General features: G+C 44.6%; 14 protein-coding genes and 1 pseudogene. 6 read left to right on the forward strand and 9 right to left on the reverse strand.

Annotation, left to right across the window (positions count from 1 at the left end):
* Positions 1-107 precede the first annotated feature (107 nt).
* The gene (locus FFM74_RS04185; protein WP_171000652.1) at positions 108-1,661 is read left to right on the forward strand and encodes an Nramp family divalent metal transporter; all 1,554 of its coding nucleotides are present in this window, start codon (positions 108-110) and stop codon (positions 1,659-1,661) included.
* Positions 1,662-1,910: 249 nt separating this feature from the next.
* Entirely contained in the window at positions 1,911-2,423 is a 513-nt protein-coding gene (locus FFM74_RS04190) for a VanZ family protein (protein WP_137625377.1), read from the forward strand.
* 180 nt (positions 2,424-2,603) lie between these two features.
* Here FFM74_RS04190 and FFM74_RS04195 read toward each other — a convergent pair.
* From FFM74_RS04195 to nrdD, 4 genes and pseudogenes are all read right to left on the reverse strand, one after another.
* Positions 2,604-4,074: pseudogene (locus tag FFM74_RS04195) on the reverse strand (IS1182 family transposase).
* A 150-nt stretch (positions 4,075-4,224) separates the two neighbouring features.
* Positions 4,225-4,809 (reverse strand): VIT1/CCC1 transporter family protein, encoded by a 585-nt coding sequence (locus FFM74_RS04200; protein WP_137625378.1) that lies wholly within the window; start codon positions 4,807-4,809, stop codon positions 4,225-4,227.
* A gap of 88 nt (positions 4,810-4,897) precedes the next feature.
* Positions 4,898-5,479 carry an anaerobic ribonucleoside-triphosphate reductase activating protein gene (gene nrdG, locus FFM74_RS04205; RefSeq protein WP_137625379.1) on the reverse strand — a complete coding sequence of 194 codons (582 nt, stop codon included), beginning with the start codon at positions 5,477-5,479 and terminating at the stop codon, positions 4,898-4,900.
* Positions 5,412-7,634: an anaerobic ribonucleoside-triphosphate reductase gene (gene nrdD, locus FFM74_RS04210; protein WP_137625380.1), complete on the reverse strand. Its 2,223-nt coding sequence runs from the start codon at positions 7,632-7,634 to the stop codon at positions 5,412-5,414. The genes nrdG and nrdD overlap by 68 nt, the downstream gene beginning before the upstream one ends.
* A 650-nt stretch (positions 7,635-8,284) precedes the next feature.
* Between nrdD and FFM74_RS04215 the strand changes: the two genes are divergently transcribed.
* Positions 8,285-8,782, forward strand: a complete 498-nt coding sequence (locus tag FFM74_RS04215) for a hypothetical protein (protein ID WP_137625381.1) — start codon at positions 8,285-8,287, stop codon at positions 8,780-8,782.
* A gap of 92 nt (positions 8,783-8,874) precedes the next feature.
* Here the strand turns inward: FFM74_RS04215 and FFM74_RS04220 are convergent, their stop codons facing one another.
* On the reverse strand, positions 8,875-10,020 hold the full coding sequence (locus FFM74_RS04220; protein WP_137625382.1) for an ArgE/DapE family deacylase: 1,146 nt from the start codon (positions 10,018-10,020) through the stop codon (positions 8,875-8,877).
* Positions 10,021-10,432: 412 nt separating this feature from the next.
* Positions 10,433-12,430, reverse strand: a complete 1,998-nt coding sequence (locus FFM74_RS04225) for a PTS sugar transporter subunit IIABC (protein ID WP_137625383.1) — start codon at positions 12,428-12,430, stop codon at positions 10,433-10,435.
* 374 nt (positions 12,431-12,804) lie between these two features.
* Between FFM74_RS04225 and FFM74_RS04230 the strand changes: the two genes are divergently transcribed.
* Positions 12,805-13,215, forward strand: a complete 411-nt coding sequence (locus FFM74_RS04230) for a peptide deformylase (protein ID WP_137625384.1) — start codon at positions 12,805-12,807, stop codon at positions 13,213-13,215.
* A gap of 16 nt (positions 13,216-13,231) precedes the next feature.
* Positions 13,232-14,233, forward strand: a complete 1,002-nt coding sequence (locus tag FFM74_RS04235) for an FAD:protein FMN transferase (protein WP_137625385.1) — start codon at positions 13,232-13,234, stop codon at positions 14,231-14,233.
* A 91-nt stretch (positions 14,234-14,324) separates the two neighbouring features.
* Here FFM74_RS04235 and FFM74_RS04240 read toward each other — a convergent pair whose 3' ends face one another.
* From FFM74_RS04240 to FFM74_RS04250, 3 genes are all read right to left on the reverse strand, one after another.
* On the reverse strand, positions 14,325-17,354 hold the full coding sequence (locus FFM74_RS04240; protein WP_137625386.1) for a MucBP domain-containing protein: 3,030 nt from the start codon (positions 17,352-17,354) through the stop codon (positions 14,325-14,327).
* Positions 17,355-17,763: 409 nt separating this feature from the next.
* A complete protein-coding gene (locus tag FFM74_RS04245) occupies positions 17,764-18,759 on the reverse strand; it encodes a tRNA dihydrouridine synthase (RefSeq protein ID WP_137625387.1) in 996 nt (331 codons plus the stop codon).
* A gap of 140 nt (positions 18,760-18,899) precedes the next feature.
* Positions 18,900-19,094, reverse strand: a complete 195-nt coding sequence (locus FFM74_RS04250; protein ID WP_137625388.1) for a hypothetical protein — start codon at positions 19,092-19,094, stop codon at positions 18,900-18,902.
* Positions 19,095-19,316: 222 nt separating this feature from the next.
* Here FFM74_RS04250 and FFM74_RS04255 point away from each other — a divergent pair, with 222 nt between their 5' ends.
* Complete coding sequence (locus tag FFM74_RS04255) at positions 19,317-20,237, forward strand: LysR family transcriptional regulator (RefSeq protein WP_223877154.1); 921 nt, start codon at positions 19,317-19,319, stop codon at positions 20,235-20,237.

Consider the following 20,237-nt stretch of genomic DNA (forward strand, 5'->3'; position numbering starts at 1 on the left):
ACGATCTGTTTTTAAGGTATCCCTAAAAAATTATATTATTTCTCCTAATCACAGCGTACAATGAAGCTGTTTTTAGAGCTAGAAAGGTGGTCGACATCGTGGGAAAATTGAAACGGCAACACAAATTGATTGAATATGCCAATGGGCCGTCACTTGAGGAAATCAACGGCAAAATTGATGTGCCAAAGAATATCGGCTTCTGGCGCACTTTATTCGCCTATTCAGGGCCGGGTGCCTTGGTTGCCGTGGGTTACATGGATCCCGGGAATTGGTCAACGTCAATTACTGGTGGCCAAAATTTTCAATATTTGTTAATGTCTGTCATCTTGATGTCAAGTTTGATCGCGATGCTATTACAATACATGGCGGCCAAACTTGGCATCGTGACACAGATGGATTTGGCGCAAGCCATTCGTGCACGCACCGGCAAATCGCTGGGCATCGTGCTATGGATTTTGACTGAATTTGCCATCATGGCGACCGATATTGCAGAAGTCATCGGCGCCGCAATTGCGTTATATTTATTATTTCATATCCCATTAGTCATCGCGGTCTTCATTACCGTCTTTGACGTGCTATTACTGTTATTGTTAACCAAAATTGGCTTCCGTAAAATCGAAGCCATCGTCGTCTGCTTAATTTTAGTCATCTTGCTAGTTTTCGTTTATCAAGTGGCACTCTCAAATCCGAACTGGGGACAAGTCTTCGCGGGGTTGGTGCCAACTGGCGAAACCTTTTCAAATAGCAAGACCGTTGCCGGCATGACCCCAATGAGCGGTGCGTTAGGTATTATCGGTGCCACCGTCATGCCACACAATTTGTATCTACACTCTGCGATTTCGCAAACACGGAAAATTGACCATAGTGATTCCGATGACGTGGCACGCACCGTTAAATTCGCTAGCTTAGATTCCAACATCCAACTGACCGCGGCTTTCTTCGTTAACGCCCTCCTGCTCATTATGGGCGTGGCGGTTTTCAAGACCGGTGCCGTCAAAGATCCGTCATTCTTCGGACTATACCAAGCACTCTCAAATACATCAACACTGAGCAATGGCTTATTAATTGATGTTGCCCGCTCCGGCGTGCTGTCGGCATTATTCGCAGTCGCCCTGCTCGCTTCTGGACAAAATTCAACGATTACTGGAACGTTAACCGGCCAAGTCATTATGGAAGGGTTCGTTCATATGCGTATGCCACTGTGGCTGCGGCGGTTAGTCACCCGACTCTTATCCGTGATTCCCGTGCTAATCTGCGTCATGTTAACGAGCAGTAAATCCGCCATTGCGGAACATGAGGCCTTGAATGATTTGATGAATAACTCCCAAGTCTTCTTAGCCTTTGCGCTGCCATTCTCGATGCTCCCGCTATTGATGATGACCGACAGTGCCGCTGAAATGGGCAAACGCTTCAAAAACACCCTCTGGATCAAGGGACTCGGTTGGTTATCTGTGATTGGTCTTACCGGTTTAAACTTGATTGGACTGCCATCACAAGTAGAAGGCTTCTTTGGCAATAATCCTAGCAAGGGCCAACTCGGCATCGCCGATACCATCGCCTGGATTTTGATTGGTGCAATTCTCGCCCTCTTAACTTGGACCGTGATCGAACTACGCCGCGGCAACCAACGCTACATTGCCCAACAGGCTGCCAAAGACTAAACACTTCATCGTTATGACTGAAATGACACACCTATTTTTCTAAATCACAACCCAAACAACGCCGACACAATTTTACGTGTCGGCGCTGTTTGGTCTGCCGTTTAAGATGGTTTAATTCTTATCCTTTTACTAAGGTGACCAAGAAAGGTTAAAGCTCTTGCTCAAACCAACCACAATCCCGCTTTATGTTGTAATCTAATAACCAGTTACTTAATTATTAATGACTCAACTTTTCACGGAGGTGGTTATATGCGTTGGGAACCTTTACTATTTATTATGCTAGTGGCTGGTTTTAGCGCCCTAGCCATTGTCCTATTCGGTGGCAAACACCGCTGGTTCGCTAGTCTTATTCTCGTTTACTGTGCGGGCCTAGCAACCATTCTTTTCACCCCCATTTCCATTGATGGCACGGCTCCCTATCTCATGCCGGCTGGAATTGGACGCGTTAACCTCACGCGTTTGGCCTTCTTCAATTTAGGCTTTTTAGAGAATGTCATTTTAACCGTACCCCTCGGTTTGCTCATGAAAGCCGTATTACCCAAGCTTCCCATCCTCGGAGTTGGTTTTGTCGGCTTGATTGTGGGGAGTAGCATTGAAACCGGACAATACATCTTGTCACATCAATTTTTGATCAACCGTAGCAGTGATATTAACGACGTTTTAGCTAATGCCCTCGGAATTTTAATTGGTGGCATTGTGATGGCAACCGTTCACTATTTTCAACGATCACAACAAAAACAGAAGGCCCGACAATTGGCATAATGCCTTTAACGGAAAGCCTACATTTTAAACGAGAACGCAAAAAGGACGCTGGCTCAAGCGAGGCTGCTGACAAAGTGGCCTTTTAGCTAATCTTCCAAATCTCGAAAAATAAATAGTGTCCCAACCGGCGATTTATTCCGGTTGGGACACTATTTTTTAGCTATTTACTTGTCTTCTTCATTATTTTTTATCTTTTTCATCGATCAATTTCCGTATCCGTTTCATATTCACACAAAAGAGCGTAATTGCCCCTTGGAGCGTCATGGCCTGAATATCGTTCGAATAGCTACGATCGATCATACCCATGTTCGTGTTTTAATTCGGCGTTCTTAGCCTCTATCTTGTAACGAGTTTTGACTCGTTCATTGAAATAGTCAGTCGCTTCGAAGGCCATTTGTGCCTTATGTTCATTTGATTTGATTGATACATTGTAACTTTTAGATTTCGCTCCCGCTTTATAACATCCTTCTCGTAGTGGGCAATGCTGACACTGTTCCACATCAAAGAAGTACGTCATACATTGATTCGTTCCTTGGTCTTTTTTACCAGTCCTGGCTTTGCGAATCGCCATATGACCTGCTGGACAGACAAACATACCGGCATCTTTATTATAATCCCATTTATCCTCGGCCTTACGTTGACCATTGGTGATTACTGGTGTTAGGCGTGAAACTAGTTTTATCTTATTTTTGGCGGTATATTTTAAATTTTTCTTGCCGGAATACGCGTGATCACCGATGACTTCGGTGACCGTCATGCCGTTTTCAACTGAATCTTCAATCAATCTTGGTAAATATTGACCATCACCTTTTTCACCACTAGTGACCACGGCGGCGGTGATAATCTGATTTTCTGTCATGCTTAAGTGAGTCTTGTAACCAAAAAATGAGGTATCTTTGCTTTTGTGACCAGTTTTGGCATCGTGATCTGCGGAATAACGTTCATATGACTTTACGTCACCTTGAATTTCTTCAAGATTATTCAAAGCCTCGAAAATACCGTTTTGAGGGAATAATTGAGGCTTGGCTTTGACCTCGTCAATCAATTTTGTAACGTATTGTTGTTCATTTAATAGATCGTTGGAAGTATTCTTTACCGGCAATTGTTCCTTGATTTTAGGATTAACACCATAAAGATGTTTTCTCAATATTTTACTTGCTTGCCGAAGTGTTTCGACTGGTGATTTTTGATTGTATCTAGCCACTGTATGAGTCGCGTCGACAATAATTGTATCAGGTGCTAAGACATCATTTTTGATCGCGATTTCGACCGTTTTGCCGATCAACTTTTTAAGCAAATTGACGTCTTTAAGCCGTTGCCGGCGAAACTTGGCTAATAAGCTGGGATGAATAACGTCGTCTTCAGGGTTAAGTCCTAGGAAGAATTTCATTGCTAAATCCGTCTTCGCTCGGACAACCAAATCACGATCAGAAAGGTTATATCGTACTTTCAGATAGAGATACTTAAACATTTGAATCGGGTCGACAGCGGTTCTCCCCATATCAATTGAATATTTGTCAGATAATTCATCATAGATAAACGAAAAGTCAACGAGCTCGGTTAGTTTCCGTAGTTCATTGTCTGCCGGAATTAAAATATCATAAAGCTCCGCATACTTGCTGAGACCCAATGTTGTTTGTTTTTGAAGCATCTCAATCACCTCGATGCCTAATTATATCAAAAAGAAAGCGCTATCTAAATGTTTACAGAACATTTAGGTGCACTTCCTAAAACCGAACTACTTTTTCAGCAGCCCCAGCTCAAGCTGGCGTCCTTTCAATTTGTCTCGGCAATTGCGCGTTTAAGCCGCCACTTGACCGCCCAATAACAAGCCTACCAAATAGGTGATCAGGGCCGTTGCAATCCCGACCATGACATTTCTAAAAATAACTTTTGGTAACGAAGCCGTCGCCCTTTTGGCGCTGACGGTGGCATTCAAACTCAAGGCAACGACCATCGCCAAAATTGTATTGATGAGCCGCCAAGCTGGGGTGGACAAACTAATCGCCAATAACGGGATCAACGCCCCCAGCATGAATGACACAAATGACGTTCCAGCCGCATGAATGGGGTTCAACAAATCAATTTCACGAAGTCGGGTCGCATCGACCGTGGCTACTTGGTTTAGCTTACTCAATTGCACCTCTTTTTGAGCGCTGACAGAGACGTATTCGCCACCAGCCATCGAACAGGCCCCCGCGATCATTCCAGAAATCCCACTGATAAATAGTGTCGTATTACTCAAATCAGCGCCGACAGCGCCTAGAACGATCCCAGAAACCGAGATAATCCCATCATTTGCGCCCAGAATACCGGCACGTAGGATGTTCAAGCAATCCCAAAAATGAAAGTAACGATTCTGCCAAATTTTAATTGTGTTTAACATGTTCCAAAACTCCCTTATGACCTAATTTTCGGCGAAAAAAACAGCACATGGCGTTAATTGCCACGCGCTGCGGTTGGTCTAAGCTGACTTAACGTTTCAATTTATCCCAAATCACGACTTCACCAGTTGCGAGTGATTTAGGCACATCAATAATCCGTTGATTGGCGCTCCCACGAAATTGCAGCGTCAAATCTTTCTGTTCTTCCAAAAAGCGGCCATCCACTAAAATATCAATTAGTGATAATAATTTCAACTTGTCATCAGAATCCTGTTGTAATTCATCCCAGCTATACCCTGACCAAGACCAGATATCCTTAGTATGACCAAATTCTGCTCTGATTCGTTCACAAATCCGAATCGCAACTTGGGTATTCAAAAATGGTTCACCACCAAGCAACGTCAGGCCTTGCACGTAATCCTGACTCAAATCGGTCATAATCTGATCTTCTAAATCTTGCGTATAGGGCTGCCCATAATGGAAATTCTGAGCGGCGACATTGTAGCAGCCAGGGCAATGAAACGGGCAGCCACTGAGATATAGACTGCAGCGGACGCCTTCCCCATCAACAAAGTTAAACGCCTTGTAGTCAGCGACGTATTGTTCACTTAAGTCCTCTGCCAGCCATTCTTTGGGCATCGGATTGTTTGGTCCTTTCATAGCGCGCGGCATTTTTAATCATCTCCGGAGACATATTTTTTTGACGTGACGCAATTTCCACATGGCGGCCATGGACCATCGGCCGTTGTTGTGGATTTCCTAAATAACCACAGGTCCGTTTAACAACATCGCAATATTTCGGATCGTGGTTGCCACATTGTGGACAAACAAAGCCACGCGCGGTTGCCTTAAATTCACCTTTGAAGCCACACTTGAAACATTGGTCGATGGCCGTATTTGTCCCTAAATAACCGACATGATCGTAGGCCCAGTCCCAAACTGCTTCCAAGGCCTTGGGATTCTGGGTTAAGTTTGGATATTCACAGTAGTGGATAAACCCACCCGATGCATACTGTGGAAAACGTTCTTCCATCGTTAATTTTTCAAATGGTGTTGGATGTTTCCGGACATCAAAGTGGAAACTGTTCGTATAATATTCTTTGTCAGTAATATCTGGAATCCGACCAAATTTTTCAATATCGTCGCGACAGAACGTATCAGTCAACGATTCAGCTGGTGTGGAATAGAGGCTATAATGGTAGCCACTCTCGGCTGCCCACGCCGCACACTTATCCCGCAACGTCTTAACAACCGTTTCAGCGAAATCAAGTGCTTCAGCATCATGTTCCCAGTTTGGACCAAAGAACGTCGTGCAGACTTCGTAAATCCCAATATAGCCAAGTGAAATCGTCGCCCGCTGATTTTTGAACAACTCGTCAACATTGCCACCAGCTGGTAGTCGTTTGCCAAAGGCGCCATACATATAAAGCAAGGGCGCATTTTCTGGTTGTGCTTCCTTAGTTCGTTCAATGCGGTAAGCAAGTGCTTGGTGACAAGTCGCCATCCGTTCCTCGAAAATTTCCCAGAATAGCTTGCGATCGCCGTGGGCCGACAAAGCGATCCGCGGTAAATTGACAGTCACAACCCCCAAATTCATGCGGCCAGAATTGACTTCAACGCCATTATCGTCACGCCAGCCTTGTAAGAAGGAACGACAACCCATCGGCGTTTTAAAACTACCCGTGAGTGCCTTGATTTTATCGTACATTAAAAGATCCGGGTACATCCGCTTGGTTGAGCAGTCGATGGCTAATTCTTTAATATCATAATTGGGATCATCTGGCGCTAAGTTTAGACCACGTTTGATCGTGAAAATTAACTTTGGAAAAATCGCTGTCCGTCGTTCTTTACCTAAGCCTTTTATGCGAATCTGTAAAATTGCCCGCTGGATTTCACGTTCAATCCAACTCGTTCCTAAGCCAAAGTTAACCGTCGTAAATGGTGTTTGACCTTGAGATGAATACAAGGTATTGATTTCATATTCCAACGCTTGCATGGCATCATAAATATCTTTTTTTGTCTTAGTCTTGGCGTAAGCCTTACGTTTATCGGCTGCGACCCACTTTTCAGCATCTGCCAAATGTTTTTGATAATTAATCTCAGCATATGGTGCCAATAATTGGTCCACCCGATTAGCGGAGCAACCGCCATACTGCAATGAAGCGACATTCGCGATAATTTGCGCCATTTGTGCCGTGGCGGTCTGAATTGACCGTGGTGAAGCCACTTCGGCGTTCCCAATTTTATAACCGTTCTTAAACATGCCATCAAAATCAATGAGGCAACAATTGGTTTCTGGGGTGACCGGTGAATAGTCCAAGTCATGCCAATGAATATCACCGCGCAAATGCGCTTTCGCCACTAAATCAGGCAACATTTTTAAGCCAATGGCCCGACTCGCCGCCCCAGCTTCAAGATCCCGCTGGGTATTAAAAACGTTACTATCCTTATTAGCATTTTCGTGAACCACACTCGCGTCCTTATTGAATAACTTTTCAATTCGTTCACGAACATTGGTTGCGGCTGAAAATCGGCCTTGTTCCGCGACAAAATAAGCTTGATACCGATCCGCGGCGTCAGTTTCAGCCAAATCAATTAAAATTTGGCGCAATGCTGGCCGCAATTCACGTGTTTCAATCACGGTCGTTTGTTGATAATGTTCAACTAGCGCCCGCTTGACTGCCGTTTGAGCCGCCTCATCTAACCCAAGTTGATCTAAAACAAAATTAAGTTTATATGGATGAAATTTCGTCTGTGTCCCACCACGCTTGATGACTGGCAATGGTCGCAATTGATCTAAAATTTCCGTTGTGTTTGTTGTTAACATGTGCATCCTCACTTTTCCGTCACTTTGGCACAAAAGGTACAGCGGCACAACCAATTGTGCTACTCATCCGTTTTCGATACTATATATAGTAGCTCATTTTTGAGGAACTGCCTATATGGTGTTATTGACTGCTTCTCAAGCAAAAAGCATAATTCGCGCGGTTTGCCATCAATATAACTCATCAAAAAATTTGTTTTATATCATTTGATTGATAGATTTGGAATAATTAATATAGGTCTTGAACGACCCTGATACGGGCCAACTACCCGCGGTTTCATTAAAATTTTCACGATGACTTTAGTCGTAACCAATCGTTCAAAATTGATTTTCAAACAATACACTCGTAAACGTTAATAATTAATTTGGTCTTAAATTATCAATCCTAAAATTAAATTTATTGCTAAAGAGACGCGTTTTGGTTTCGATTATGATAATGGTCATCTATAATAGAACTCTGAGAGAGCAAGCGTGGGACAAAAGGCGGGTTGCTACCGAGCATAGCCTAGGAAACCGGATGATTGGGGCTTGCAATCGTTCGGTTTCCGTAGCTCTGTTGCATCCGTGCCTCTTGTTCCACGTTTCGAGGATAAATATTCGGAGTTACAAACGAGTCTGGGGTTTTGTCCCAGACTCGTCGGAGGAGAGATTAGATGAAAAAAATACGGGGCGTCTTGGGCTTGGTACTAATCCTGAGTATTGGATTAGCCGGGTGCCAGTCAACGGCCACCGGGGATGACAGTGCCAACCAGCAAATTAGTTCGGCAGCCCCGACCGTGACCGCTGTTAGTAAGGTCCATTCGACCGACTATTTGGGCCGTTGGGTCAGTCAGTCTGAACAATTAGTTTTATATTTAAATGCTAATCAACAGTTAGCCTTATTTCAATCGGGACACGCAACAATTAAAGGCAACTTCAACTTAAAATTAGTCAACAATAGTCGCGCCACAATTACCCAACTAGACTTGGGTACGGCGACCTTAACTTTGAATGATGCCAATGACATGACGTTGAAAACAAGTCAACAAACGACTCAACTCAACAAAGACACCGGCTGGAGTCCTAAACACAGTGATATGCCAACGACTACCGCAGCTGCCTTAAAGGGCGCTTCCCTCACTTCAGGGACGCCATTAAAACCAGATTATTAATCTACAGAAGACCATTAAAGGACAACACTTAGTGCAAGTTGCACTAAACGTTGTCCTTTTAATTTGGCTAAACTATCAATCATGTGTTTCGTTTATTTCAAATAATCAACAAACAATTCTTCATATAAGTTAATGAAGTCAAGATACATCTGCTTATCAATACTTTCATTGACCTGATGCGGGGTGTCATTACCGGGACCAAACATGATAAATGGAAAATCACTCGGCTTCCCTTTCAACAAATTCGAGGCATCCGTCACCGCTGGAATAGCTACCTTCGGAATTGGTTGTCCGGCAAAGCTTTCGCCAATCTTAGCTGCCAGATTACTTAACTTAGTGTCCTTGGGCGACTGCACTGGATTTTGTGACATGAAGACTGACATGTCTAGCTTAGCGCCTTTCGCATTCTGTTCATCAACGAGCTTTTGTAGCGTTTCAATCGCAGCCACATTATCATATTCAGGAATTGACCGAATATTCATTTCAGTTTTCGCCTGAGCGGGAATCGAATTGACCTGATTGCCACCTTGTAAAATTGTGGCGTTAAACACTAAATCACCAAGTAAGGCATTGTGCCGGTCACTTTCACGAAAATCATGGTTAGCTTGATTGAGTAATTCAATCAGTGGATCAAGCGCATTATAGCCCTGTTCTGGCATTGAACTGTGCGCGGCCTTCCCAGTCGACTTAATGCGAACATCAATCGACCCCTTATGTGCAAACGCAATGTTATACCCCGACGGCTCACCGATCAGCAAAGCGTCGACGTCTTTCATGGTCCCAGCGGTATGAAACTGTTGCGACCCAGTCTCGCCAATTTCTTCAGCCACGGTTGCCATCAATCGAATCCGGCCATGGGTCAGCGTCTTGGCAGCCTTGATTTCAATCATCGCAATTGCCATTGCCGCTAAGCCAGACTTCATATCGGTTGCACCACGACCATACAACTTGCCCGCTTTCTCTGTCAGGACAAATGGGTCAGTGTCCCACTGCTCAAGATCCCCCGGCGTCACAACATCCATGTGTCCAGAAATCCCTAAAACTGGCCCGTTTGTTCCAATTTCGGCCACCAGATTACTCCGTGTCGCGCTTAGTGGCATCAACGTTGCCTTAATCCCGTGATCCGCGAACAATCGCTGCAAATATTGAGCGACTTCAATTTCATGATCATTAACCGATTTGATTTTAACTAAATCGGCAAAAATTTGAATTTTTTCGGCTTCACTAAATACTGACATTCAACCATCATCCTTTCAACATAAGTTTATCTTAACGCAGAATAACTAGTGACAGGGTCAATCAGGTTCCAACAAAAAGAATCAGCGTCAGATTTAAACGCTGATTCTTCATATTAAGAAAGTTCTAACTCAAGGTTGCAAGTCTCAAAAGAAACGTGAACAGAACCATATCAGCAAACAGTCGCTCCTAAACTTGACTCATGGTGAGCAACTCCGTTAGCTGTAGGTTGGGACTGATCTCATCGGTCGTGCTGGTGGCGTTAATCGGCCGTTTTTGCCGATTTTACACCACGGACGGTCCGGGACACTTGTGGTTTTGGCAAGGGTTCCGGGCGAGGACCAAGACGTGCTTGGCTTGGTCCAGTCCCACGACCGCATGTTATCAGTCCCAACCGAAAGTGGCAATCTTGACTTATTCTGTCACAGTTTCAAGCTTGTTTGCCTTCGCTTTGGCTTTCTTTTGACCTAACATTTTATCCGAGAAACCAAATAAGAAGACTAAGACAGTGGAAATGAGCAAGGTCCCATAGTGTGAAATCAGATAACCATAAAAGTTGCTGCCAATTCCGACACCTGGTGTAATGAACGCTGGGAACCCAATTAATGACCCGGATAACGCGTAGTTGTTAACTCGCAATAACCCAGTGATTAACCCACCAAAGGCACTCCCAATACTGGCCCAGATGAAGACCCGTTTATACTTCAAGTTGACCCCGTATAGTGCGGGTTCCGTGACCCCACAAAAGGCCGAAACCGCAGCTGCTAACGAAATTTCTTTAAGTTTCTTATCTTTAGATTTGAGGAAGACCGCTAAGACCGCCCCACCTTGTGCAACCATCGTGATCGATAAGATGGCATTTAAATAACTATGACCATTGGTGGCAATGTCGTTGATAACGATTGGAATGAGTCCCCAATGCAACCCGAAGATGACCATCGTTTGATACAGCCCGCCGATAACAAAACCAGACAATGCGGGACTAAAGTTGTAAATCGCAACGATTCCATCGGCCAAGCCTTTACTGATCATTGTGATAACGGGACCAACACCAACTAAGACGATCACACTCAAAATCAATGCTTCTAAGATTGGAATAAAGACGCTTCGTAGATACAGCGGCACCACTTTTTTCAAGAATTTTTCAACATAAGCCCCGAGCCAGGCTGCGACGATAATTGGAAAAACAGAGGCCGAGTATGAGACGAGATGGGTTGGAATGCCAAAGAAGGAAATTTGCGCTGTTGCCGCTTTGCCAGCCGCCGTAATAATTTGCGGATAAATGAGTATCCCACCGACAATCGCCATTACAATCGGATCAGAACCAAGTTTTTTGGCGGCGGTGAACCCTAGTATCACTGGTAAGAAGTAGAACGTGGCATCTCCGATGGCATTGAGTACCATATAAGTGCCGCTAGTCGCACTTAATACCTTAAAACCAGTTAAAGCCGCCAGAATCCCTTTTAGAATCCCAGAACCAGCTAAAATTCCGATGACTGGGATCATGGAAGCGGTCATGACGCCGATAATCCCGCTAAACCCATGTTGAATCGTGCCCCAAACGCCGTAATGTTGCTTATTAGCTGCGGCACTAGTTTCAGCAACCGCTTTTTTAGTCGCCGCATCATCACTGAACTGGGGGCCAAGTTGCGCAATCACCGCATCATAGACATCGTTAACGGCGGGACCAATCACGACTTGATACTGGCCGCTCCCTTTGGTGACATCAATCACGCCATCTAAGTCACTGATGACTGACGTCTTCGCAATACTTTCGTCCTTCAAATAAAAACGTAAACGGGTAATACAATGAATTAAACTATTGACGTTTTCTGGCCCACCCACATTTTCAATGATGTCATTGGCAAGTTGATCATACTTGCCGTCACCAACTTTTACACTTGGCTTAGCCGAAGACACGGTAGCGGCGACACCATCCCCGGTCACCATCGCAACCGAGTCGCCTGCCGCAACCAATTGATCAAGCTCATTTAAAAAAAGTTGATAGTTGTTAGCGGCACTATTCGTAATCACCGTCATGACGGTGGCCGGTTTACCGGCCTTTTTGATTTCGGCCAAATCCATGCTGGCCAAATCCTGACCTGCGATGACCTTGGTTCCCATCTTAACGCGTAATTGATACGGCTTGCCACCCAACTCGACAGTATCAATCCCCAAATGTAAGAGGACTTCCATCCCGTTGATGGTCTTCAAGCCAATTGCGTGCTTAGTCGTCGCAATCATCGTCACTTCACCACTCACCGGGGCAACGATTTTACCGTCGCTTGGTTCAATGCCGAAGCCTTTACCCATTAATCCTTTTGAAAAAACTGGATCATGAATTGCACTAAGCGGCAATAACTCCCCAGCAACCGGCGCGGTCACAGTTGTTTGAACTAACTTTGCTGCCATTTTTTTACACCCTCCCCATTGCTTATGTTGGCGCTTACAATTATTAGAACGAACAAACAATCAAAATTTATTCGAACTTATTTCTACAACCATATTTTAACTGCCCACGCGACGAAAAGAAAGCAAAAACAAATTTATTTTATTAAAATAAAAATTCACACTTATGATAAACCTAAATTAACCATGGTTAAACCGCTACCTGACCCTATTTTATCGAATGACCGCAGATTCGCGACCAACAGGGACATTCTTGAATGGACGGTTAACTAACATTTAAATCGTCGGAACCCAAAACTGACCACCAAGACACTTGCGTCTAGCAACTAACGGTCGCTATAATAAGCCTATCAAGCAATCCTACTGGAGGAATTTTCATGATTAAACCTGTGGTCCACGATCCTGCAATTCTGAGTCAAGTGGCGCTTCCCGCAACTAATCGAGACGCCGGCACGGTGACCGACTTGCTCGACACGTTACAAGCCAATGCCGACAATTGTGTTGGCATAGCCGCCAATATGATTGGGGTTAACCAACAAATTATCGTCGTTCAAATGGGCCCGATTGCCGTCCCGATGCTTAATCCTAAAATTGTCGCTCATCAAAATCCCTACCAAACTAATGAAGGTTGTCTCTCTTTAACTGGTGAACGACCAACCCAACGTTATCAGCGGATTACCGTGACCTATTTAGATCGCAACTTCAAACCACAACGACAATCGTTTGACGGCTTTATTGCCCAAATTATCCAGCACGAAGTCGACCATCTCGCCGGCATTTTAATTTAACTTAGGACTGATATTAATGACAACACTAAATTTCAACGGTCAAGCAGCGACGGCTGACTTGGCAACCCAACGGCGACATGCGTCACATTATGGCTTAGGGACCGACATTGATCTGACCTTATTTGGCAGTGACAGTGACGCTTATTTAAACCAAGCTTGCGACTTAATTGACCAGTATGAAGACCGGCTGACGGTCAATCGAACCAATTCTGAGGTCATGGCTATCAACCATGCTGCGGGAATCGCTCCCATTCAAGTCAGTGCCGCAACTTATACCCTCGTTAAACAGGCCATCGTCCTGAGCCAGCAACACTTCGGCTTCAACGCGCTAATTGGCCCATTAGTAAAACTATGGCGCATTGGCTTTAGCGATGCCCAAGTCCCAACCCAAGCGGAAATTGATGAGCGCCTATTATTAGTCGACCCTGAACAAGTGGCTTGCGATGACCAAAATTTGAGCGTTTATTTGAAGCGTCCTGGCATGGAACTGGATCTTGGTGGCATTGCGAAGGGCTACATCGCTGATCGCATTCAAGATTACTGGGAAGCGTTCGGACAGCGCGCCGGGATGATTAATCTTGGTGGTAATCTGCTGATGGTCGGGGACTCGCCGTTACATGACGACCATCAATGGCGCGTTGGCGTGCAAAACCCACTTTCACCACGTGGCAATGCCATCGCCAGTGTCAAAATTGGCCCTTGTTCTGCGGTCACTAGTGGTATTTACGAACGACACTTAGAAGTTAACGGCAAATCATACCATCATATTTTGGATGCCAAGACTGGCTACCCGCGACAAAATGACCTATTGAGTGTCACGATTTTTTCAAAAGCTTCCATTGATGGGGAGATTGAAACGACACGATTATTTTTTGCCGGTGAACCAGAAGCGGGCTGGGGCATTGATCGTGCTGACCTCTATGGCGCCATCTTTGTGACCAAAGAAAAACACCTTCAGATTGTTGGGCTGCCTCGCGAGTCAGTGACTTTGTTAGATAACGACTATACGATTGACTAAAAACTTTTAACAGTGCTTATAACCCAATTCTGAACCTAAAAACAGATCAATGCCGTGCAAAATGGCATTGATCTGCTTTTAGTTGTGCGCATTAAACGCGTTTTCGACCAGCAACATAGGCCACTAATCCCAACAAACAAGTCCCAAGAACGGCTGGCCAACTCAACCGTTGCTCACCAGTTTGTGGTAATTCGGTAGCATCGCTTTTGTGACTAAGCGATGCTAGCTTAGTGGTTTCGGCGGTGCTAACCGGCGCAACCGTTGGATGAGTCACCGGTTTCACAGACTGTCCAGCATGATCTCCGGTCACTTTAGCTTGGGCCTCATTTTCATCATCTGTTTTATCGGTTGCTGGTTGGTCCAAACCGGGCATAGTAAGGACGGGCTTGCTAGTGCCTTGTTGACCCACGTCCGGGCCTTGACCTGAATCAGTGCCCAAGTCGATTGGCTCATAAATAAAGTGCAAGTCCACCGCATCTTCATTAAATTGACCACTTGCCTGTCCGACAGTCCGTTTGAGCCGATACCCGTCAATCAACAGCGCCTCAATTTGATAGCCATGACCAACTTCACCAGTCAACACAGTTTCCTTCACGATTTCGCGGCCATGCGTATCAACGTAGTGGACGGTCACCGTTCCTTGCTTGACGGCAACTTGCCGATAAACAAACTTGATTGTCTTGGCCTGATCACTAAAAGTCCCAGCTTGATTACCGCTAACTTCAACAAAGTCATAACCTGAAATGACCTTGGCCGTCACCAAATACTTGTCGCCGATTTTACCAGTCAACTGGTCTGCGGACGCGACTGGCTGACCAGTTTCATCAACATATTGTACCGTGATGGGCCGCCCATCTTCAGCGACAACAACTGTCTTCACATACTGATAGACAACGGTCGTCGGTTGTTTAGAAAACTGACCATGCTGATTTTGTGGTTGTTTCACCAAGTGATACCCGGCAATTTCTTTGGGCTGGGTCTGATAATCCGTGCCCACTTTGCCACTGAGATCTTCTATCGGGCTAACTTGGTTGCCAGTCTCATCGACATATTGCACCGTGACTTTGCCGGCTTTTCGGTAAACGACCGTGTAGTCGTTATCCCCATCTTGAAAGTAAGCGGTTGGCAAGTCATCCGCGAAATAACCTGGAATCTCAGGTTTCGTTGGAAATTTGATTGGGTCGCCGTGCTTACCGGTCAACTGCACGTCATCACCGACCGAAGTCCCATCTTCATATTCGAAATGAATCGTCGCGTTTTGTGATTTGACACGATAAGTCAGTTGAATCGTTTGATCACCGACAAACTTGCCGCTTAATTGATTGTCCGTCACCGTTAGACCTTGCCCGTTTTCAGTCGCCCGAACAAACTCGTATCCTGGAATCGTCGGTAAGGTTGCCTGCCATTCCTCATCAAAGTCACCTTGCTGATTTGGCAGCGTCACATTAGGAATCGCCTGACCATTCTCATCGACGACTTGAAAATCAACCGTGGGACGAATTGGTGCTAAGACGTAGGTCAAATGCCCCAGCTCCTTACTGGCCGTCCAATTTGGGGACCCTTTGATTTCTTTAATCCCAAGTTGTTTCCCCTTCAACGCTTGTAACCGCTCAATCACTTTAGCATCCGTACCAACATCGTACGTGGTATCTAACCCATGATTAAGATAAATGTCTGAACTCAGATGATTCCCTTGCTCATCCACAAATTCAATTTGAATTGTGCCACTATCGTCATTTTGGATGCAGAATGGTATCCAGACAAAGCCATTACAATCAAAGCCGTGTGCGGCCAGCCACTCATCATGCCATTGATATTTTAAATAGCCACTTTGTTTAAAATTAGTCCATTCAATCGTCGTTTCAGTCAAATTGCTGCCAGCCGCATCTGAACCGTCAACCGGTGTAATGGCCAGATTGTGCGTCTTGTCTTTACCAAATGCAAAGGAGGACGTCACTAATTTCCCAGTGTTAGGATCAATATTTAAAGTCACAGTATCTTTCAACACAATCTTCTGATTGGCCATCGTACCCGACTTTGCGAGTGTCGTCAATGAACTTTCCAACGGCGTAAAATCAGAAATATGATTATATGACAAACTGAAAATCGTTAAATGCAGCCCCGCCAACGCCGTAATATCATCAATATCATTCAATTGTAGATTAAGTTCAGTTAAGTTATTGAGCCCCTTCAACGCACTAATATCTTTCAGCTTGCCATAAACCACGAACTTATCTTGCCATTTCTCATTTGCTTCCAAGTTCGGCGTAAACCAGAGCCTTTCAACATTAGTCGCATATTCAAAGCCTTTTAAACTCACCGTATTCATGACGGCAAAATAAAATTCCCGGTCTTCTTCTTGATGCTTCGTCGTAATGAAGTACTTCTTTAGCTGACCCATCATAGCCTGTGTAATCTGATTAACATCCGTTAAGCCTAGCCCTAATTCATCATTAATGACCCACAATGTCACTAATTGAAAATTCTTATCCGGCATCCAAGTGTTGATATCGACATCTGCCTGCGGATAAGATCGCGCTGCCACCGTTGCCGGGGCGAGGTTAGTCGTAACTTGGTCTGCAATTTCAGCATCGGCCTCACTTGACGCTGATACCGCAGTAAGCTCAGTTTCGCTGGCTGAGGTTGAACTTGCTTGTAACTCACCTTCGTTCGTTGCTTGATCACCGCTGGACTGCTCATCTGCTGGTTTCTCAACGATAGCCGCCGTCGAATCCTTTGTCTCTGCCACTGATTGTGCAGCACTTCCCGCATTTAATGGTGCATCGCTACCGCTTTCCGGGTCCTCAGCCACAGTCAGCGCCGTACTATTCTCAGTTGCATTCGACTCAAGTTGCGGCTCATCGTCCTCACTCTTGTTAGCGCTGTCATTTTTAATATTAGCTACTGAGCTATCAGTAGCCGATTCCGTCACGGCCGTCCCGATCGGTAAAATAGCGGTTACATTTTCACTCGCAATGATCTGATCTTGGCTATCCCCATTAGCTGCCAACACTTCAATCTGCGTTCCCATGAGTAACGCCGTCGCCGTAATCCCCGTTATTATCCAAGATTTACCACTCTTGTACATTTTATAATGACGCTTAGTTTCTGATAATTGCATCGCTTTACTCCCCCTGTTTTCGCTTATCGTTATTACTCAACTGCTATAGTATACATTAGGCAAATTAAATTGTTCAAGTCTTATTTGTGCACCATTAAGTTTCTGACTAACGGATGTTAAGCGGTTACAGGATTTTCGCAGAACTAAAAAAATATATTTTTTTATCTTAATAAAGAACTAAAACAGAAAGAATTACGTTATTTATCACTCGTTTTTGCACCCAAAAAGCGCACTGCACCAGCATCTTCAATCCAGATTATAACTAAATCATATATAAAGCTTGTACCTTTGGCTTCGCTTTCATAATTTTAAAAACAAGTCAAATCGAAAATAACGCTTTTTCTTATTGTTCCAGTATTTTTTTGCAAATAAAAACGACCATCCTATTGCTAGTCTGATCGTTTTGTCGTTAATTTTCAGCTTCTAACTGATCGATAATTGTGCGCACTTCGGCCGTCGTTTGTGTTTGCATCAAGGCATTGCGAATCTCCGCGGCGCCACGCATGCCACGAACATAAATTTTAAAGAAACGTTGTAATGGTGCAAAGTGTCCTTGAATTCCCATTGCCACAAATTGGTCATATAGATCAAGTTGATAACGAAGTAATTCCAATAAATCATGGCTCGTGTGCGCTTGTGGCACTTTTTCGAACGCATAGGGATTCGTAAAAATACCACGCCCAATCATGATGCCGTCCACACCGGGATGTTCAGTCGCCAACTTAATGCCAGCCTGATAGTCTGGAATATCTCCGTTTATTTGCAGTAACGTGTCAGGTGCAAGCGTGTCACGCATTTGGACTAACTGGTCAATCAAGTCATAGTGCGCCGGTACCTTACTCATTTCAGCGCGCGTTCGCACATGCACGGTCAAAACGGGAACTTGTTGTTTCAGCAAAAATGGGATCCACGTCTCATACTCTTCCAAGTGATCGAAACCTAACCGCGTCTTCACACTAACTGGTAAGTCCGCTTGACGGGCACCATCAATGACCGCTTTTGCCGTATCAAAATGGCGGATCAAGTCACTCCCACTATGATTCTTGATGACTGCCATGTCCGGACAGCCCATATTAATATCAATTGCTTCATAGCCTTGTCGCTGAACTTCTTTAGCCGCTTTCGCGAAATCTTCGCCAGAATTACCCCAAAGTTGCACGATTGGCTTGGGCGTTTCACTCGGATCAATATAGAGCCGTCCACGCGTTGTGACTTTTGCTTTAGGATGCGTGATGCTTAACGCATTCGTGAATTCGGTATAAAAATTATCTGGTGCAGCTGCACGCATCACAACGCGTCGAAAAACGGAACCCGTCACAGCTTCCATCGGTGCTAAACTAAAAAACGGCCGGTCTTCCGCCTGGGCCTGCGCGGCAATCCGGTTCCAATATGCTGACTGGGTCACCCCGATCATCTCCATTCGCCTATTTTACAAAGTTAATAACACTATAGCGATTATCACCGGCTTAACGCAAGTATTTCGCGTGAAAAGGCGCAAAAAAAAGCCATCGTCCGTTAATTGACGACAGCTCACTCATAATCAGATTAATGAATTAGTACTAAAGCCCATGCTAAAATTGCTAGCATCAGCAAAATATTAATGAATTCAAGCCGATAGTCGGATAACTTGATTGAGCCAAACGAGACGCCCGCACTCGCATCCATATATCGGAAGAAAATCCCACTTAATAAAATCCCTACCAGCAACAAAACTAGGAAAACAATCCCGGTCATCATCATTGAACTCAACCCCTTATTAGCTTGATTTGGCACTTGTGAGCGTTCCCTCAAAGGCCAGTTATATTGTCGTTCTCAGGTCTTAGACTTGCAAGTGATTTTGGCTGAAAGCAGCGAGTTCTTAGTATTTTTTTATTAAGTAATTCGTTAATAAGACAACGATTAACCGCTTTATCTGAGCGGCCGTGTTAAACTTAAGATAAGCCTTTCGAACAACAGAAAGCGGTGACAAAATTGACGATTAACGATATTCAAGCTTATATCATGGTCTATGAATTGCGACACATTTCCAACGCGGCAGTCGAACTCCATATGTCACAATCTGAACTATCCAAACGGATTCGGGTGGTTGAAAACGAGTTAAATATCAAACTAATTGATACTTATAATAAACGGCATTTGCAAATTACACCCGCTGGCGAAACCTTTTACCATCACGCTTTAAAGATGATTCGTGATTACGAGGCGATGATGCATGATCTTGCCCCTGAACGGCCGACCACGCGACATCAATTTAAAATTGGCTCAGTTCCGATTTCTGGTCAGTATAACATCGCCCAGAAAATCGCCAGTTATGACGCTAATCAATCAGATGTTGGGTTGCAATTAATTGAAGACGAAGGTAACCGCGTCTTACAGCGCCTGTTGGCTGGCGAATTTCAAGCCGCAATTATTCGTGATACGCAAACCCAAGGCTTACAGCCAACTGAGTTTCAAAAGCAGCCCTTACTTTCAGATGAACTAAAAATCATTTTACCGGCCGATCACCCACTGACGCGCCAAACAGTGATTCGTGTCCAAGACCTCGTGAATGTCCAGATTGCGACGTTGCCACCCGGTTCTGGCGTTTATGAACCAATCATGGCCCTATTTGCCCGCCAAAGTTTGAAACCGCATGTTTTCTTTGAAAGTACTCACATCGAAACCCTCTTGGGCATGTTGCCTGGGACTAATCATGTGACCTTCCTATTTAAACAATCAGTTGCGCCATTTATGACCGATGAATTTGTCATGCGTTCGTTTGCAATTCCATTTATGAGTCAACTGAACTTTGTTTATCCACAACGCGACGGCAACCAGCTCATGACAAATTTAATTGATTACTTAATGACCAATGCCAAAACAGCAATGCCTGCCAATTTCTGA

It is taken from the genome of Lactiplantibacillus pingfangensis (genome assembly GCF_005404945.1).
GTDB classification, from domain to species: Bacteria; Bacillota; Bacilli; order Lactobacillales; family Lactobacillaceae; genus Lactiplantibacillus; species Lactiplantibacillus pingfangensis.

Coding starts and splice junctions, on each gene's coding strand:
- FFM74_RS04190 (WP_137625377.1), top strand. CDS start 1,911: ATGCGTTGGGAACCTTTACTATTTATTATGCTAGTGGCTGGTTTTAGC.
- FFM74_RS04200 (WP_137625378.1), bottom strand. CDS start 4,809: ATGTTAAACACAATTAAAATTTGGCAGAATCGTTACTTTCATTTTTGG.
- nrdG (WP_137625379.1), bottom strand. CDS start 5,479: ATGCCGCGCGCTATGAAAGGACCAAACAATCCGATGCCCAAAGAATGG.
- nrdD (WP_137625380.1), bottom strand. CDS start 7,634: ATGTTAACAACAAACACAACGGAAATTTTAGATCAATTGCGACCATTG.
- FFM74_RS04215 (WP_137625381.1), top strand. CDS start 8,285: ATGAAAAAAATACGGGGCGTCTTGGGCTTGGTACTAATCCTGAGTATT.
- FFM74_RS04220 (WP_137625382.1), bottom strand. CDS start 10,020: ATGTCAGTATTTAGTGAAGCCGAAAAAATTCAAATTTTTGCCGATTTA.
- FFM74_RS04225 (WP_137625383.1), bottom strand. CDS start 12,430: ATGGCAGCAAAGTTAGTTCAAACAACTGTGACCGCGCCGGTTGCTGGG.
- FFM74_RS04230 (WP_137625384.1), top strand. CDS start 12,805: ATGATTAAACCTGTGGTCCACGATCCTGCAATTCTGAGTCAAGTGGCG.
- FFM74_RS04235 (WP_137625385.1), top strand. CDS start 13,232: ATGACAACACTAAATTTCAACGGTCAAGCAGCGACGGCTGACTTGGCA.
- FFM74_RS04240 (WP_137625386.1), bottom strand. CDS start 17,354: ATGCAATTATCAGAAACTAAGCGTCATTATAAAATGTACAAGAGTGGT.
- FFM74_RS04250 (WP_137625388.1), bottom strand. CDS start 19,094: ATGATGATGACCGGGATTGTTTTCCTAGTTTTGTTGCTGGTAGGGATT.